General features: G+C 63.9%; 6 protein-coding genes and 2 pseudogenes. 3 read left to right on the forward strand and 5 right to left on the reverse strand.

Annotated features, from left to right (window positions below):
* Window positions 1-17 precede the first annotated feature (17 nt).
* The 4 genes and pseudogenes from tnpB to K3724_RS16095 all read right to left on the reverse strand — a co-directional run.
* A complete protein-coding gene (gene tnpB, locus K3724_RS16080) occupies window positions 18-365 on the reverse strand; it encodes an IS66 family insertion sequence element accessory protein TnpB (protein ID WP_259987156.1) in 348 nt (115 codons plus the stop codon).
* Window positions 362-670 (reverse strand): transposase, encoded by a 309-nt coding sequence (locus tag K3724_RS16085; protein WP_259992558.1) that lies wholly within the window; start codon window positions 668-670, stop codon window positions 362-364. Before K3724_RS16085 ends, tnpB begins: the two co-directional genes overlap by 4 nt.
* A gap of 517 nt (window positions 671-1,187) precedes the next feature.
* Window positions 1,188-1,750, reverse strand: a pseudogene (locus K3724_RS16090) (tyrosine-type recombinase/integrase); the annotation flags it as partial.
* An 88-nt stretch (window positions 1,751-1,838) separates the two neighbouring features.
* Window positions 1,839-2,291, reverse strand: a pseudogene (locus K3724_RS16095) (integrase core domain-containing protein); the annotation flags it as partial.
* Window positions 2,292-2,453: 162 nt separating this feature from the next.
* On the opposite strand from K3724_RS16095, the gene K3724_RS16100 reads away from it, so the two are divergent.
* The gene (locus K3724_RS16100) at window positions 2,454-4,181 is read left to right on the forward strand and encodes a DUF927 domain-containing protein (RefSeq protein ID WP_259987158.1); all 1,728 of its coding nucleotides are present in this window, start codon (window positions 2,454-2,456) and stop codon (window positions 4,179-4,181) included.
* 403 nt (window positions 4,182-4,584) lie between these two features.
* Complete coding sequence (locus tag K3724_RS16105) at window positions 4,585-5,757, forward strand: IS5 family transposase (protein WP_259987160.1); 1,173 nt, start codon at window positions 4,585-4,587, stop codon at window positions 5,755-5,757.
* Between the two features lie 116 nt (window positions 5,758-5,873).
* On the opposite strand, the gene K3724_RS16110 is transcribed toward K3724_RS16105, so the two are convergent.
* On the reverse strand, window positions 5,874-6,779 hold the full coding sequence (locus K3724_RS16110) for a L,D-transpeptidase family protein (RefSeq protein WP_259987162.1): 906 nt from the start codon (window positions 6,777-6,779) through the stop codon (window positions 5,874-5,876).
* 478 nt (window positions 6,780-7,257) lie between these two features.
* Here K3724_RS16110 and K3724_RS16115 point away from each other — a divergent pair, with 478 nt between their 5' ends.
* Window positions 7,258-18,585 (forward strand): hypothetical protein, encoded by an 11,328-nt coding sequence (locus K3724_RS16115; RefSeq protein WP_259987164.1) that lies wholly within the window; start codon window positions 7,258-7,260, stop codon window positions 18,583-18,585.
* The last annotated feature ends 14 nt before the right edge of the window (window positions 18,586-18,599 follow it).

The following is an 18,599-nucleotide window of genomic DNA, read 5'->3' on the forward strand; positions in this document are numbered from 1 at the left end:
GATTCCAGAGGGATAAATCAGCCTGTCCGGGCTGGTGGCGCGCCCCAATCCGGCCTGCGCCAGTCGATCCCCTCCCAGAGCATGGCCAACTGATCGGCGGTCAGGCGCACGCTGCCATCCGTCGCCGCGGGCCATGGGAAACGCCCTTTCTCGAGGACTTTGTAATAAAGGCAAAAGCCCTGGCCATCCCAATACAAAAGTTTCACCCTGTCGCCGCGGCGCCCCCGGAATGCGAACACGGCACCGTTTGACGGCCTCTGCCGCAAGACATCCTGCGCGATGGCGGACAGGCCCGCGATACCCATGCGCATATCAGTGTGACCGCAAGCCAGGTAAACGCGAACGCCGGTGCCTGGGCCGATCATGCCGCCTCCACCGCTTGGATCAAACGGGTCAGCACCGCCGGGTCCAAATGGGCATCGACCCGCAAGCTGCGGCTATTGCGTAAAACCACCTCGATCAGCGCCGAGTTCGCTTCAGAGGTGCAAGGTTCCAGCGGACCGGGCGGCAGCGCCGGAATATCAACCGGCAAAAACAGCGCGGTGTCGTCAGGCCCCAGAAGCCCCTTCCTCCTCAGCTCGTATCGCCAGGCATAAATCTGCTGCCGTCTGATCTCGTGGCGCTGTGAGACCTGCGACACGGTCGCGCCGTTCACCCCAACCGAAAGCACAATCGCCAACTTCTCGTCGTCACTCCATCGGCGCCGACGTTTCAAGCCCAGAATTTCGCCCCGCACAGCTGTCTCCATCCCTGTAGGAGACGTCATTAAAGACGTCTTTATGGACGTCTCTTAGCAATCTCCGGGACACACGAGCAGGCGGTTCAAATCGGGCGGTTACAGCACATGATGTTCCAGACCGCTTACGGCACGGGCGAAATGCTCGATTGGCTGGACCGGCAGCGCGGGATCGCCCCGCATATCCCGGTGATCCACTGCCCGGCAGGGCATTGCGCAGCAATGTCCAGAGAGGGGACAAGTCCGGGCGCAAGGACGGCACCTTTGAACGGACCGACTTCAACTACGATGCCGGGAACGACGCCTGCATCTGCCCTGGCGGCAAGGAGCTCAAGCAATACCGGCGCGCGTTCACGACACCCAGATCGGGCGCCAATAAGGACGGCACCTTGCGCTACCGGGCCCGCAAACCAGACTGTGAGGCCTGTGCCCTGAAGCCGCGGTGCTGCCCCAGCATCACGTCGCGATCCTTGCCGCCCTTGCCGCGCTCAACATGGATCAGCATCCGATCACTGTCGACGTCCCGAACCTTCAGGTTGGTTACTTCAGATGCTCGTAGCCCGGCGCCATAGCCGATGCCGAGCGCCGCCCGATACTTGAGACCGGGGCCAGGTGCCGAGGCCAGAACCGCAGAGACCTCCTCGAAGCTCAGCACAATCGGCAGCTTCCGTGGCTCGGTGCGGAACTGCATGTACTTCGTTTGGCGGGAAAATGATCCCCCGGATCATTTTCTACTCCGCCTGCACTTTCCTCCCGGTCGCAGGTCATGCCGAAGAAGAACCGCAGCGCTGTAATCCGGGCGTTGTAGACCGAAGGCGTGACCTCCGTGTCGGTCATGTGAAGTTGATAGGCGCGCAACTCATCCGGTGTCGCCGTATTTGGCGACCGCCCCAGAAACGCAGTGAAATCCCTCAGCGCCCGGATATGCGCCTTCTGCGATGTCTCCGCCATCCCGCGAATGCGCATATCTTCGATCATCCGCGCACGCAGCGGGCTCATCTTCTCCTGTGTCATGGGACCCTCCTGTCCGATTGAGAAACCTCAATCGTCAGGCAGGTCAGTCACATTGACCTAGCCCCACTTGAGTGGTCCAAATTGAAAGTTAGTGCATGGTTGGCCTTTGGTCTATCAGGACGATGGCCTCTGGCGCAGGCGGGCGGTAGCCCAGAGCACTGTGGGGCCTTTTGGTGTTGTAGTGTTTTCTCCAGCTTTCGATAATGATCTGGGCCTCGCGTAGCGAATAGAAGATTTCACCATTCAGCAATTCATCTCGCATCCGCCCATTGAAGCTCTCGCAGTATCCGTTCTCCCAGGGCGATCCAGGCTCGATGTATGCGGTTTTGGCCCCGACAGCTTTGATCCAGCCTCTGACGGCCTCAGCAATGAACTCAGGGCCATTGTCCGACCGAATGTATGCTGGTACGCCACGTAGGATAAACAGGTCCGTCAGTGCATCGATGACCTCGTTTGCATTCAGCTTCCGCTTCACTCGGATCGCAAGGCATTCCCGGCTGTGTTCGTCCAGGATGTTCAATGTTCTGAAAGCCCTGCCATTACCTGCAGGGGTCCATCGACCTGTCTTGGTTGTCTTGGGTAGCAACCGCAAACGATCTCGATAGGGTTCCGGATCCGATCAAAGACAGGATGAAAACCTTCCAGATTGACGCCCCTCGAGGCGAGGGGCTCTGGAAAGTCGTGGCCGCTCATCTCGGCCCTGTTGGAGCTGATCCCGAGCCTTGGCGTGATCAAGCATGATGTGGACCGCCGCGGTAATCCGGTTGACATCTATGCTGGCTCGCCGTGTGTCGTCCTGGGCCGCACAAGAACGGACAGCACCGGGCATGGTTGGGGCTTCTTGATTGCCCTGCGCACACCGCTGGAACAGTGGGAGACGGTTTCGATTCCCGCGCGCTTGCTTGCGGGCGACGGCCGCGAACTCCGCGAGGTTCTCGCGGCTTCTGGTGCAATCGTGCCGCAGGACCGGGCCGGACGGCAGGCTCAAGCCGAGTTTATCGGCTACGCGATGCACGGGCCCATCGTGCATGTCGCAACGCGGCCTGGCTGGCATGGCGGCAGCTTTGCCCTCCCACAAGGGAATGTCCTAGCAGAAGGTGCCGTACAGGATCTCATGCTCGACATGGGCGTGCAGCAGCATTTTCTGAAACGCTCAGGCACGTTGGAAGGCTGGCGCGACCTGGCGCGTTATGCTGAAAACAACAGCCGCGCGTGTTTTGCGATCAGTGCTGCCTTCGCACCCCCTTTGCTTAGAATCATGGATCGCCCGGGAAACGGGTTCAATTTTTTCTGCAGGAGCTCACGCGGAAAGACGACCGCCCTGATGCTCGGAGGTTCGGTCTGGGGCGGCGGCGGCAAAGACGGCTTCGTGCGCAGCTGGCGCCTGACTGACAATTTTGCCGAGGCCCTCCTGGCGGAGCACAACGACTTGCTCCTGGCGCTGGATGAGATGACGGCCGCCACGCCGGAACTCGTCAGCCAGCTCAACTATATGTTCGCAAACGGTCATGGCAAGGGCCGCGCGAACCGCGATGGGTCCGCAAGGGCGACATTGCAGACGCGCCTTATCGTTCTGTCGAGCGGAGAGAATGCCACAGCGGATCAGGTGGAGAGCGGTCGGGGGCGGACCCGCATGACAGGTGGCCAGGCCGTGAGGATGATCGATATCCCCTTCGAATACGAGGAAGATCACAGCTTCGAGGATCTGGCCGGTTTCGACAGCTCCGGCGCTTTCGCGGAAGCCCTCTCCGGGCTTGCGAAAATGCATTTCGGTCATGCCGGGCCTGCGTTCATCGAGGCGATCATCAACCGGCAGGCGGAGGTTTCGCAGGAGGCAGAGCGGATCATCCAAATGATGATCGACAGTCTCGTCGAAGAAGGGAACGATCCCCAAGTCCGGCGTGTCGCTGCGCAGTTTGGCATGGTGGCTGCCGCGGCCTCAATTGCAAGTGATGCGGGTATTTTGCCATGGCAGAACACCGCAGGCATCAAGGCCGCTGCCACGTGCTTCCGAGCTTGGAAGAAATGGCGTGGCGGGGGTGGATCTCATGAGGAAGCGGCCGCTCTTAAGAACCTGAAGGCGTTCTTCGAGCTTCACGGCCGGACCCGCTTCGAGAGGATCTCTGGCAGTGACGATGGCCATGCGGGCGAGGTCCCGAGCCGGTCCGATGGCTTCGCCGTCCGGGATCGTTGCGGATACTTTGAAGAGCGGGAAGACCAAGGTAAGGGCCCCCTTTACTATATTCTGCCTGAAGCGTTCCGGAACGAAGTCTGCGGCGATCACAGCATTGATCTTGTGCTGCGAATTGCGAGGAAACACGGGGCTCTGCACCACGACAAGGATGGTCGGCGCTGGCAGAAGAACAAACGTCTTCCGGACTTCCCGCAAGGCAAAAAAGTCTACGTTCTGGAGCCTGACCAGCTGCCGTGAGAGTGAAAGGGAATAGGTTCGGAACCGGCCCTGCGCCGCTTATCGGCGGCGGCGTGGGGGGCGATCCCAAGAACGCGGTCGGTGTTGAAATGGCAGTGCTGATGGAAAGGCAATTGTCAGCAGCATGGCATACGACCTCAAGAGCAAGGAGTCGGATACTGATGAAACCTGAGCGTATTAAGGCGCGAGATCGCCGCATGTCGGCCGTTCACGAGGCCGGCCACATCGTGATCGCCCAGCACTTCGGAATCGAAGTCGCCATATCGCAGAGCTACGGGCAAGGGAAGCCACTCGCAAACAGGATGAAGAAGTTCGGGACCTAGCAGGCTGCTGAAGAAGTCGGCTCTCGACGCGGCCTGAGGAACATAATTCACCCTCAGCACAATTTCGGCGGGGGGTGGTGATGCGCGGGACGGACGAAGCGAGCGGATCGCTTTTCAGCTATGTCGATCTGGAAGAGCGCATCCCCGCACGGCACCCTCTCCGCAAGATCAGGCAGGTGGTCAACGGCGCGCTGGCCAGTCTGGATGCCGATTTCGAGGCGGTCTACACCGATTTCGGCCGCCCCTCGATCCCGCCGGAACGACTGATCCGGGCCAGCCTGCTGCAGATCCTGTTCTCAATCCGCTCCGAGCGGCAGTTGATGGAACAGATGCAGTACAATCTGCTGTTCCGCTGGTTCGTTGGCCTCGGGATCGAGGATCCGGTATGGGTGCCGACGGTGTTCACCAAGAACCGCGACCGGCTGCTGACGGCCGACATGTCGCGCAAGGTGATGGCGGCTATCCTGGCGCATCGCGAGGTCGCGCCGCTACTGTCGGACGACCACTTCTTGGTCGATGGCACGCTCATAAAGGCCTGGGCGTCGATGAAGAGTTTCCAGCCGAAGTCGGCGGGCACGCCGCCCGGCGATGATGGGCCGGATGACTCGCCCGCGACATCCATTGCCCCTGCCGCACAACCTGCCCAGACCGAACCCGAAACCACTCCAATGCCCCGCTACAGCCGCCGCACCCGAAATCCCGAGGTCAACTTCAAGGGCGAGAAGCGTTCGAATGCGACCCATGCCTCGGTCACCGACCCGGACGCACGGCTCTATAAGAAATCCCCTGGCACAGGTGCGGTGCTGTGCTTCATGGGGCCTGCGCTGATGGAGAACCGGCACGGGCTGGTTGTGCAAGGCGACCTAACCCACGCTGACGGCCGCGCCGAGCGAAAGGCTGCGCTGGACATGCTGCACCGCCACTCCCCCGGATCGACTCGGCAGCTGACCTTGGGAGCCGACAAGGGATACGATGCGGCCGAATTCGTCGCAGATCTCCGCCATGCTTGCGTCACCCCGCACGTCGCCAGGAAGGCGCGGTATTCAACAATCGACGGGCGCACAACCCGGCACAAAGGCTATGCCCTGTCCCAGAAGCACCGCAAACGGATCGAGGAGGCGTTTGGCTGGGCCAAGAACGTTGGCGGCATGTCCCAGACTGTCTATCGCGGCGTCGAACGGGTGCGGTCGCGCTTCATCTTGACGCTCGCAGCCGGAAATCTCGCCCGGCTGCCCCGGTTGCTGGCGGCATGAGGTTGTATGAGGCGGCCACAGGCCTGCTTCCAGCCGCCCGATCCGGAAGGGAGATAAGGAAGACCATCCCCTCAGAGAGAACAGCGTCCCGCTCGCTTGACTAATTCAGCGACCTGTTAGGCGTCGATGACCTTGACGGTCACGTTCTTGCCGTCCATCGGCGTGATCTCGTTCCACATCTCCATCATCTTGTCACGGGTCAGAACGATACAGCCGTCGGACCAACTGGGGTCCTTGCCCTCGTGAATGAAGATCGAATGATTGTCCGTCCCCGGCACGACAGCATCCGGCAGATAGATCCCGGGCCGTTTCTTGCCGGTGACCGAATCCTTCTTGGATGACATCCGAGTTTTGGAGCATTTGGTATAGGTTCCGGCGGCAATCTTGACGTTCGGATCCCACCAGCAGGTTTCATCCAGCGATACCGACCCTGACGAGAACTCCAGCTTTCCCGTGTCCTTGCCCGTGCGGGTCACGGTGATCGTATAGCTGGCCAGCAGATGCGCTTCATCCGAACCCGCAGCCTGACCCTCGGTTTCGAACTTGGTCGAGACGCTGAGGAACCCGCCGCGGATGATCTCGGCCAACTCGTGAAACAGCACCGCGCCGCCTGCCATCAGGCCTGCCGAGACGATGATGTCGGTGCCGTGCCAGATCAGCGAGGTGATCCAGGCCGGGTCTTCGGGTTGACCCAGCGTGGCCATCAACCGCACACCGGCGGTCGCCACCAGCAGGCTCAGGACGATGGCCGCCGTGTTCGCAACCGGCGTGGCGTTCTTGCCCCTGTTCCGATGGGCCGGGGCAAATCGGTCATCCCCGTTCTGATGGCTGGCGTTCAGATAGACCTCGACCGACCGTTCGATCAGGACGGCGAAAATGAACATCTGCTGAAACCGGGGCCAGAAGGCGTCGGACCAGTTGTCGGTCGGCGTGACCTCGGCCCCGATATGGTGGCCAACCCAGCCCACGGCGACGCAGCTTGCGATGATGATCAAGGCCCTGACGATCTTGTCCCCATTCATGTTCTTTCCTCCTCTGACTTGCGTTGAAAACGGCTTTTCAAATGGCTCTGACCGGGGCGCTTGGCCTTGGAAAACAAGGCTTGGGCGGGGCCGCACGGGCGGCTTGCCGCCTGGCGCAGGGCACCGGATCAGGATGGCGCAGCCACACGATTCAGGCAACTGTCTTGATTTTCACTCACCTTCTGATAGCGTAAATATCGGACGCAAGGCGGAGCGCGCAGACGTGTCGCGCAGGCAGATTGCCGGATGTCCAGTACGGATTGGACCTGATTTTCTTTCGGTTTCACCTTCATCCGGGCCACCAGAATCGCGACGGCTGAAACGGCTGACATAACGCGGCAGACCTCGGCCCGGGACATTTGAACAACAACGCATGCGGGTGGCTTGGCTGCCCGGCCAGCAAAAAAGAAATTCGAGCTGAAGAGGGGCTTTCTGGGCTTTCGGGACCTGTCACGCTGGGACAGAGCGGGGGGATTGTATGAGCCTGCAGCTTGAGCTGTTTCGCCAGACGCGCGGAAGCGATTTCCTGTCAATTGTCGGCACTGTCGAAGAACGCGGCGCAGATTACGTCCTGACCGATATCACCCTGTCGGCCCGTGCGCAGGGGGGCGGCAAGGTCGAGACCGACCTGTCCATTCTCGAAACCGCCGACACGCGCGTCGAATTGCCCGGCAAGCTGTTGCGCCAGGAAAACGGCGGGTTGCGCTTTGTCACCCGCGCGGAAATCGACGCGATGGCGCGTCACGAGCTGGAGCAGCTGGAAAAGCTGCGCCGCCGTCTGCGTCAGCGCCTGGCCGATCCGATCGTGCTGAAGCGCGGCGAAACGGTCCTGGGGTTGACGGGCCTGGCCCAGGTGTCGTTGAAACTGTCGCCGCTGCTGGCGGATATCCCGGACGCCAAATTTCACGACGACACGGTCCTGCTGGCGCTGCAGGCGCGAGTCAAGGTCGAAGGCAAGCTGGACTTTGATCAGACCATCAGGGGCAATCGGGTCGAGGCCAAGGTTGATGTGGACGGTCAGGTTGGGCTGGACCTGTCCATCACATACGGCGACGTTCAGGATGCGGGCGCGAAACTTCGCGAGGCGTTCAAGGCTCTGGTTTCGGTCGACATCCCGGCACTGCCCGGCTTCGATTTCGATCTGCCCCGCGTCAGCCTGCCTGGCCTGAGGTTCGACGGGATCGACATCCCCTTTCCCGATATTCCCACAAATTGGCCCTGGCTGGTGCCGATCAAGCTGCCGCTGGGCAAGCTGCCGATCAAGGCCGCGTGGACGCAGGTTCCGAAACTCAAGGTCGCGAATGTCGAAGGCGGACCGCCCAAGGTCACCGCCACGGATGGGGCGATCAAGGTGACCTATGGGGATGAGAACGCCCGGGCGTTGACGCTGGACCTTGCCTTTACCGGGCTGGAACTGAGCGCGGCGGGCAGCAAGGGCAAGATCACCTATACGCTCACTTCGCAAGACATCCCCCTGCCCGCCCCCGACCCGGTCGAGGTCATGGGGCTGAAAGTCGCGATCGGGAAATCGGCCCTGACGCTTGTGGTGAAAGACCAGGGGGGAAAACCGCATCTGCTGATCACCCACAAGATCACCGGGGCGCAGGGGGTCGGCATCGTGCTGGCCGATGCGGGCAACCCCGACACCGCCCTGCATCTGGACCTCGAGGTAACCTACACGGTGCCGCTGGAGGGCGGTGGCCAAGTCACGACCCAGGTCACCAGGTTCGCCATTCGCGCGCCCTATCCGTTCGAGCTGATCGACCAGGCGATCGGACAGGCGGGCCGCCTGTTGCGCTATCTGGGCCAGATCAAGATCCCCAAGCCGGATCAACCCGACCTGCCCGAGCTGGAAGGCCTCAAACAGGTGTTGCGCCGGATCGCGGACCTGGTGCAGGCCGCCGCCAGGTGGCTGGCCCGCCAGGCGGGGGCGGCGGGCAATGTCATCGCCGGCGCCGCCGAGGGCCTGGCCGAGCTCATCAAGGCGCTGTTCGAACGGGTGTCGCAGGTCGACCCCGGCGGCAACGCCTTCCCCGCGCTGGCCTTTGACATTCGGCTGGATCCGAAAACCTATCTGCCGGTTCAGGTCATCGTCATGCCCGCCGGGACCGCGCCGAGCGTTGACTACAAGGTCGAGGCCCTGGGCGTGTCGCTTGCGGTCAATGCGGGCATGCGCCCGGCCCTGGTGTTTGACCGCACCGGGGCGGATTGGTTCGGCCTGTGCCTGTTTCCCGAAAGGGACGCCAAGCTGACCCTGGGCACCGACCTGTGGTTGGACCGTGATGACGGCCCCGACCGGTCGCTGGGCACGATCCAGGATGACAAACCACCGACCGACAAACCGCCGCATCTGATCGCGCTGAAGGCCAAGGGCTTGTCCGCGAATGGCGCCCCCCGGGTGGTGGTCCTGGCGGCGCTGCAGCGGGGCAAGCTGAAACTGTTCCAGACCTATTCCGACGGGAAGCCCGAAAAGACGAAGATCGGCAACAACACCGTCATCACCCTGGGCCGTCCCGGTCCGCTGAAAACGGCAGGCATCGTCTTTGGCTCGGGCGCGGCGGGCGCAGAGGATGTGCTGCGGGTCGAGCATGACATCGACGTTGACGAGCTGAGAAAACGCGCCCTGGCCTTGATGCCGAAAAGCGAAGGCACGGGCGACGGTGCCATCGGCAAACTGGTCCAACGGGTGCAGATTACCGAGGTCCAACCATCCTTCGACGGCCGGGTGTTCAAACTGTCACTGGGGGTCAAGGTCACGCTGGACCAGGGGTTCGACCCCAGCACCAAGCTGAATGTCCTGGTGTCGCTGGACGACCTGTCGACCCGGCTTACGGGCGGCACTGACATTGTCATCCACGCCGACCGGGAACAGACCTATCGCCCGCTTGGCCTGGACCTGAAAATCGCCCCAAAACAGGGCCGACCGCCCTGGCCCGCCTTCCGTCTGAACCTGGCCCGCGGCGCCGAGCGGTTCGAGATGACCGAAGACACCCTGGCCACGCTGACCTACAAGCGGGTCTCGACCAGCGGGCGCGGCCTGGTGTTCCAACTGAACGAGTTCGGCGCCAGCCGCGGCGGTTTTGACCTGACCGCCGAGGTTCTGCCCGAGCCGGTCAAACTGGGCGGCATTGATGTGCCGTTCCGCTTCACCAGCGGGCAATTGTCGATCAAGGGGTCCAAGTTCACCTCGGCGGGCCTGGCGGGCAAGGGCCAGCTGCCCCCTGCCCTGGTCGGCGAGGCAAATGCCTCGATCGCGATGCAGCTGGGGCGCGATGACAACGGCAATGTTGCGGTGCTGGGGGCCACGGCTCAGCTGGACAAATCGGGCGATCCGATCCGCTGCCATGGCACGATGTTCGACCTGACGATCACCAACTTGGGCTTTGATTTCGTCAATGATGGCGCCTATCACTTCTTCTTCCTGCTCACCGGGTCGGCGGTGTTCCGGCCGGATAGCGGCGCCTTTGCCGCCGGGCTGATGAAGAACATCCGCAACATCGAAATCAAGCTGGACAAGGCGCCGCTGGGCGGCAACAGCGCGACCCTTCTCAGGTCGCTGTCCTTCCTGATCCCGGTCGACCCGCCCTCGCGCACGAAAGTGTTCGATATCTTTTCCTTCGACCTGCGCGGCATCGCCTTTTATCCGGCGTCGGACCGGTTCGATGGCGACCCGGCCATGGGCATCTCGGGGGTGGCCAAGTTTTCCAGCTTTGGTGACCTGCCCACTCCCCGGTTCGACTTTCACGAGATGCTGGTTGCGAAATCCAAGGGCGACAGCCTGCTGCCGCGGGTCAAGTTCGACGGGCTGACCGTCGGGTTGAAGATGGGGGCGGTGGATGTCGAAGGCACCGCCTTTGCCGTGGACGACCGGCTGCCCAGCCTGGTGCAACCGGCCCGCGATGATCTGGACCTCAAGGCCAATGGTTTCCTGGCCTCGGCCAAGGTGGCGATGCCCGGCTGGGCGCCGATGTCAGGGGCGGCCGGATACCTGGAGCTGGACCGGCGCGACGGCCCCTCGGACAAGCGCCACGCCTTTTTCATGTACGGTCAGTTGAACAAGCAATCGGTGCAGATCACCACGCCGCTGGGCACGATCTTCCTGCGCGAATACGGCTTCGGCATCGGGCGGCGCTATACCCTGGCCGGCATTGCCAAGGCGGAAACCGCCCGCTCGCCCGGCGAGCTGATCCGCATCCTGGACGAAGTGTCGAAATACCAGGGCAGCCTGGACAAGTTCGAGGCCTGGACCCCGACCTATGACAACAGCGACATCACCCTGGCCCTGCGCGGGATGTTCTCGGTCGCGGCGGCCAACCCGGGCGGGCCTTATGACGAAACCCGGGAAAAGAACCTGCCGAACCCGCTGCTGTTCGATATTGTCGCCGCCTTCCGCACCGATTTCACCTTCCTGATCAACTTGCGCGCCTGGTTGACGACGAACTATAACGATTGGGTCAATCCCGAGGATGACGAGACGTTCAAGACCAACCCGACCCTGCGCGGCTATATGTACTTCTCGGTGCCACGCAAGGAATTCCTGGCGCGGATGCTGTCGGACAAGGGAGGCCATGTCGGCAACCGTCCACAGCTGCCCGATCCCCTGGTCAAGGCGATCAAATCGGTTCAGTTTTCCTCAACGCTCTACATCCGCCCCGGCCTGTTCCACATGGAATTCGGCTGGCCCTATGAACTGGGCTTCGACCTGGGCGGGCGCGACAAGGCGTTTTCCCTGAAGCTGCGTGGCGGGTTGATCAACCGGATCGAAGACGCCTCGCTGCTCTATGGCATGGCCTTCCGCGCCGATGGGCACGTCAAGTTCGGCGGCTCAATCGACCTGGGCATCGTCGGCGCCTCGGCGCGGGCCGAGGCGGTGTTCAGCCTGCAGGCCAAGATCCTGGCCTATCTGTCGCTCAAGAAACCCTCGGATTCGATCTTTTACGGGATGCTGCGCTTTGACTTGACCCTGTCGATCCGGGTCGAAGCCTGGTTGCGCATTCCGCTTGTTTTCAAGACGATCACCCTGCGGATCGGCTTTTCCATCCACATCGCCATTTCCATCGGCCTCGAGGCGGTCGTCTCGCCGCGTGGCCTGGGCGGCCAGGCGCATGTCACCGTTGGGGTGCGCGCCTTTGGCCGGACTCTCAGCCTGGGTCTGAAGATGAGCTTCAACAACGGGCTTCTGGCCCGTGCCCGCGCCCAGGTGGCCCGGTTCGAGGCGCTGGGACTGGCGGCGGATATCCCGCCGGCCTCCGAGGATGGCCAACGCGCCGAGCGGGTGCCGCGCCCGGATATCCCGCGCGGCGAAACCGTGCAGATCGGTGACGATCGCCTCGACAATGACCTGGGGCAGATGCCGATCCCGCAACCCGCGCCGCAGCCGGGCGAGCCCCTGCCCCCCTATGCCGAATACAAGGGCGACACGATCCGCGCGACGGATTTCTGGGCGCTGCTGTTCCCGCTGGCCTCGGGCAGCAATGAGTACGTTTTGCAGTTGATCCCGCGCGATCAGAGCGACCTGGATGATCTGCGCGCGGATCGCTCCAGCTTCTACGCCTCGCCGTTGATCAAACAGCTGGGCGATATCAACACCTTCTCTGCCAGCCACACGCTCGAGGCCGCAGACCAGACAATCCTGAACAAGCTGACAGTTCAATCCGACCCGCGCCTGGCGCATACGCCTGAGATCGTGCAGACCGACGAAGGCCGTGCGCAACTGGTGCTTGACCTGAAGATGGACACCAAAATTGCCGGGGCCGAGGATGGCAGCTCGCTGTACCTAGGCGAGCTGCTGCAGACCCTGTTCCTGAACCAGAAAAGCGGCAATGGCGCGACCCTGTGGGAGCCCCGCGCACCCCTGCAGACGCGCGAACAGATCGCTCTGCCAGACGACCCGCAGGCGGCGGCGGATGAGCTCGGGCGCATCGGCCGCAGCCGGGCCCATCTGACCGGGCAGGTCAAGTTGGAAGCCGAGATCGAGGAACAGCGCTCGGCCCTGGTGTCCGAAATCGTGGAGGGCGCCGATTGGCTGGCCCGCAACGGCGTGACGGGCGGGGCTGCGAACCCCGACGCCCCGGTCGACCCGCGCAGTTTTGGGCTGACCTTTGTGGTGAAAGACGAAGACCTGGCCACGCTGTTCGATTTGGAGGGGGCCGACACCATGCCGCCCGATGGCCGGTTCGGGGTGATCAAGAGCGACGACATCACCGAAGAGTTTGGCAAAGTCCACCTGTTCAACCCGCCGCAGCGGATGTTCCGCAACGCTCAGCCCCAGCTCAAGCCCAGGATCCTGGGCCTGGACGACCATGACTGGCTGCGCGAGCCGGATCGGGGCCTGCGGTTTGACTGGGACCTCGAGCCCGCCTGGGGCAGCTCGCGCAGTTTCTATGACGACCCCGAACAGCACCTGAAGCATTACAAGATCACCCGCCATATCTTGGGCTTCCCGGGCGGGCGGTACAGCGCCAGCTTTATCGTTAAACCGGCCACGCCCACCGAGTTTTCGCTGGAGAAGGGCGCAGGTGACCAGCTTGTCACCCGTGTGCGCCAGCTGCGCGCGCCGCAGCAGTTCGTGGATGACCTGCGCGAGGCGGACCCGGGCGCGGACGGGCGGGCGCGCAAGCTGCCCGAGGCCCTGCGCGACGTGTTGCTGGGCCGCCAGCCGCTGGCGGGTGACGAGGAGACCCCGGAACAGGCCCGGCTGCGCCAGCAGATCACCGAGCTGCGCGACCTGCGGGTCGAATACCAGTTCACCCCGGTTGATATCGCCGGCACGTCGGAAACCGCCCGCGACGGCAGTTTCGGCGCGGTGGTGACCTATTACGCGCCCCATGCCCATCGGTCCCGTCCGGTGGCGCCGCAAGAGGCCACGCTGCAGGTCATCTACCCTGCCCTCCCCTCTCTGGTCGCCGCGGATATCGCCCCCGACAGCCGCCCTGACGGTGGCGAAACCGGCGTGCCGGACCTGCGGTTGATGCTGCGCGAAGCAGCACCTCTGGACCCGAACGGACGGGCCGCACCCGCCCCTGATTGTGCCTTCCATGACGCCACTTTCGACCTGCGCCTGTGGACCGACCATGCACTGCCCTCGGGCGGCTATGGCGCCGATGCGGTCAGCGAGGCGCGCAACCGGTTGGGTCAGGAGCAGATCGATGACCTGGCCGAACGGGGCGTCGCGGTGGATATCCGGCTGCTGCTTGAGGCGGCCAAGGCAGGGGATGACCTGGCCGAAGACGCCATCCCCGTCGTGATCGAACGGCACGGTTCCGGCGCGTTGGAGACCTATCACGCGACGCTTTCGAAACCTGATGGGTCGTCCGTCACGGCGGCGCAGCTTGCGGGCGACCTGGGCGCCACCTGCTATCAGACCAGCAGCGATGCAATCACCCCGGTTCCGGGCCGGGTGACCCGGGCCTACCTGCGGCGTCGCCCGCCCGCACATGGCGCCGTCAAGGATGACACCACAGACCTCAGCGCCTGGCGCGGCGTGACCATGAACCTGGCCATCCTGGGCCAGGGGCACGGCGAGGGGCAGACCCAACCGTTGCCGGTCGACACGATCCTGGAAAGCTTCGAACAACCCGTGGCATTGGCCTTCCGCGCGCTTGCCCGGGGTGACATGCAGGCCCGCAGCGGGCGGATGCATATCTATCGCCCGGCGGCGCGGGGCACCCTGGCCGGTCTGGCCAGTGACAAGATCGAGCACAACCTGTCGATGGCGCCCGATCCGCTGCGGCGAACGGCCACCCGGCTGCGCTGGAACGTACGCCCGAACAGCCTGGCTCTGGCCGGGGCCGACGGCGAACCGGTCGCGACCACGACGCAGGAACTCTATCGGCTGGTGTCGGGCTTCCGAGTGTTCTCGCTCAACCCCGAGAGCTTCACCGGCGATGCCAATGATCCCGCCGATCTGGCGGCCGCGGCCGAGAACCTGGCTGATCTGCGCCTGTTGCCCGCCGAACAACGCGGGTTGTCGCCCGCCACTTTCGGCGACATGGCGCGGCTTGAAATGGCCTTCCCCTCGCAGGCCTGGCGCGATCCCGGCCAGCGTGACCCGAATCTGGCACAGGCCACGGTTGCCGAGGATGGTGAATACCCGGGCGAACCGCCCTGGTTCTCGCTGGCCGAAAGCCTGGCGTTGTTCCCGCTCCCGCGCCTGCGCCGGATGATCCTGGCAGACCTCGAAGATGGCGCAGTGTCGGACCTGTTCCAGGGCGGCAGCCCCGATTTCGTGATCGCGAAACTGGCGCATTCGGACGCTGCTCAGACCGGGACCCTGGCCCAGCGGCTGTCGGGCTGGCAACTCAGCACGGATGAACCCGAGACCGCCAGCACCGATCTTGAGATCAAACTCATCGCCAAGGACAGGTTCCGCGTTGCCGAGCTGCGCGAAGCCCTGCGCAACCTGCTGCTGTTGCCAGCCCGGGATCAGAACACCGAGGCGCTCGCGGCCGAGCAGGCCCTGCTGGACAGTGCCGAGGATCGCGCCCTTCTGGCCGGGGCGCAGATCGTGCTGACCGGATGGCGCTATGCCCGCGACGCCCAGGGCACCAAGATCGGCAAGCCACAGCTGGTGGCCCAGGACATTGCCCTGCCGCTGGACCTGGTGCCGGGGCTGCATCCGATCCTGGCCGATACCCTGGCCCGGGTGACCCTCAGCCGTCTGGACCAAGACCGGCCCGGCCCGGTGTTCCACCGCTATGCGCTGGTCCCCGACCAACCCGCCAATCCAAAGGCGGCCACCTTTACCGAACACCTGTCCGAAATCCCTGCCAAACGCGACCCGCACGGCTTTGCCGCGCTGCGCACATTGGGGCTGGCGACGGGGTTCCAGCTCTTTGACACCGATACCGGCAGCTTCCTGCGCGGCAGCGAGCTCTTGAAGCGGATCAACACCGCCTTTTCTCAAGTGATCGAGGTCTATCGCCGCGGCAGCGCCCTGCCCCTGGCCGACGAAGGGCTGCCCTTTGCCGATCTGCTGACCATGCCCTGGGGCAATGGGCGGCTGCATTGGTTCGATGGCGGCCAAGAGGACATCCAGGAAGGCGACTCCCTGCGCCTGCGCGACGACGAAACACTGGCCGCCGTGCAAATCTCGCTGCGCCCGGCCCCGGACCGCCTGATGCCGCGCCAGGAACCGCCCAAGGTCACCTATTGGTCGATGAACATCTCGGGCGATTGGTTGCAGGAAAACTCACTCGTTCAGGATCCGGAAAGGGGCCCCCTTCGGCTCGAGCGGTTCCGGGTCACCTGGAAACAGCCCGATGGCGGGCATCCATTCCTGGTGGACCTGCACCCGATGGTGCAGGGGATCGAAAGCCTGCCGCAGACACGCATGCACGATGGCCCCGACAGCCAGGGCGGCGGCAATGGCGGCGGCGAGCTCCCCTCGGTTCAGATCGGCTATACCGGGCCAGTGGGGCTGTCTGAGGGCAATCCGGCAGACCACCTGCTGGCCTTCCTGCGCCAGGCCCGTCTGAAGTCGCTGGGCAGTGGCGACCTGCAAGCACTCAAACCTTTCACGGTGCAGGCAATCCTGGTTGCGCCGGACGGGTATGAGAGAACCGTCGAGGCGCCCGACAGCGCTTTCACACTCGACCGTTCGCATCTCGACCCCACCCGGTTGGGCGGGATCGAGGTCGGGATGGGCGTGTTCAAGCCGCTGCCGGATCAGGATTGGGGCCGGATTCTTTGGCAGACGGCGGGCAAAACCCCACAGCCGATTTCCGCTTTGCGCCGCCTGATGCACTATGCACAACGGCGGTTTGACCGCCCCTATCCCGAAGCGCAGCAACCGATCCCCGTGCCGGGCGACAATGATGATGGCAGCACCGCGCGCACCGGCCTGGCGGGTGCCTTCACGCGGTTTTGGCTGCGTTTCGTGGAACATACCGTTGTGCCCGCCAGCCTGGACGCGCCCGGGTTGGATGTCGCTCCGGACATCCACTTCTCGCTTGGGACGATCGCCGATCCGGGGGTTTGGCAGCAGGCGCCCGATCGGCGGGGCCGCGTGTCGATCGTCATTCCCGACAGCAACCGGCGCGGCGGGCGCCGCGCCTATGCGGTGCGTCCGACCGGGCGGTATGACGATTGGGCCCAGGCCGCGCGTTGGCGGATGGTGCATGACGGCACCGATTGGACAAAGGCCCAGGTTGCGCCGGATCAGGCCGTGACACAGGGGTTGGACGGTGCCCTGGGCAAGAACGCGGCGCTGGCGCAATGGATCGGGGTGACCCTGCCGCGCACCGCGCCGCTCGAGAAACCGGTGATCCTGTCGGCCCGCCGCGTGCCGCTGAATGGCGGTTTCGATGGCCGTGGCCGGTTCGAGGTGGTGGTGGCGCACCCTGCCGACATGGTCCTGGCCGAGGCGAACCGCAACAACGAGGCCCTGTTGGCCTTCGAAGCGATCTCGCCCGAGCTGTATCGCTCGTTTGCCCATGGCGCCTGGATGGAATGGATCGTGACGCAGGACGCGAAGGGCCGGGATCGGCTGCGGGGCTATGACCCGCTGGGCGCCTTTGGTGCGGCGCTGTTGGCCAGCGATGACCGGACCACCCACCGCGAGCCGCTGACCCCCGCCGTGGCGCGCACACGCCTGCGCCAAGTGCAGGCCCATGCGCCGGATGCCTGGCTGGGTGCCACGGCCTTCTCCTTTGCCCAGCTGCCCTATTTCTTCCGCACCCATATCAACATGCATTTCAGTGCAGGCAACATGGTGTCGCAACGCGCGCATGTCGCGCTGGAAGAGGGATTTGCCAAGCTGCACATGGCCTCGGCTGACGATGGCTATGATCAACGCGCGAAATCCGCCCCGGCCAGCTGGCAGGTGAATGCGGCGCGCGACGGGCTGGAGTTCGACCTGCCGCTGACCCGTTTCGTCGATGCGATGTCGGCCCAGGACGGCACCCTGTGGTTCGGCGCGGACGGGTCCGGCTTTGGCGCGATCAAGCCCGTGGCCCACCTGCCTGATCCGCTGATCAGCTATCGGCTGGGGATCGAGACCCTGGCCGACACCGCGGTCACCGGGCCAACCCGCGCCACCCAGGCACAGAGTTTTGACATCGAAATCATGCCCCGCCCCCCACAACAGCCCACCGCGGGGCAGAAGGTTAAAACCGGCCAGACCCTCAAGGGCACGCCCTATGTGGCGAAATACAGCAGCGGTCAGTTGCAGCTGGCCGGAAAGGCCTCGCAAACCGATCTTGTGCCCGAGCTGGTGCGCGAGGATCAGTTCGATTGGCGCATACGGGTGACGGCGGCCATCGACACGCCCGCCCCGACTTCCCTAGCCCTGGCCGAGGGTGGCGGGGACGCCCTTCAGGACAAGGCAGAGGAACTGGCCGAAACCGGGGTGTTCGACCTGACTTGGCAGGCAACCCTGCGTTTTGACAGGGGCCTGCCCGAGGACGAAACAACCAAGCGCGCCGCGATGCTCAAGGCGCTGCGCGACATGGGTTACGACGCCCTGGCAGATCGCCTGGAGGTCGAATTGAAGGCCGCCGCCGATGTGGGCACGCTGGCGCAGTACCAGCTGCAGGTCACCCTGCCCGCCCTGTTCTGGACCGATGTGCCCGAGGCCTTGCAGGACTATTTCCAGACCGAAACGGTGGACCGCAGCGGGGCGCTTCTGCGCCTGATCGCGCCGCCGACCCCATCGGACATGGACCTGGTGAAGGTTGAGCTTGCTGACCCGAATGGGCTGACCCAGACGGTTCAGGACTGGCTGTTCGGCCCGGGCCGCCGCCCCGCCTTTACCGCGACACGCGGCGACCTGCCGCCGCTGTCCGAAATCGTCGCGCCGGCCCCGTAAGTGAAGGAGAAGAC

The organism is Leisingera sp. M658, assembly GCF_025144145.1.
In the GTDB taxonomy this organism is placed as follows: Bacteria; Pseudomonadota; Alphaproteobacteria; order Rhodobacterales; family Rhodobacteraceae; genus Leisingera.

Bases quoted from the DNA above. Each gene is read 5' to 3' on its own strand.
- tnpB (WP_259987156.1), bottom strand. From the start codon at position 365: ATGATCGGCCCAGGCACCGGCGTTCGCGTTTACCTGGCTTGCGGTCAC.
- K3724_RS16105 (WP_259987160.1), top strand. From the start codon at position 4,585: ATGCGCGGGACGGACGAAGCGAGCGGATCGCTTTTCAGCTATGTCGAT.
- K3724_RS16110 (WP_259987162.1), bottom strand. From the start codon at position 6,779: ATGAATGGGGACAAGATCGTCAGGGCCTTGATCATCATCGCAAGCTGC.
- K3724_RS16115 (WP_259987164.1), top strand. From the start codon at position 7,258: ATGAGCCTGCAGCTTGAGCTGTTTCGCCAGACGCGCGGAAGCGATTTC.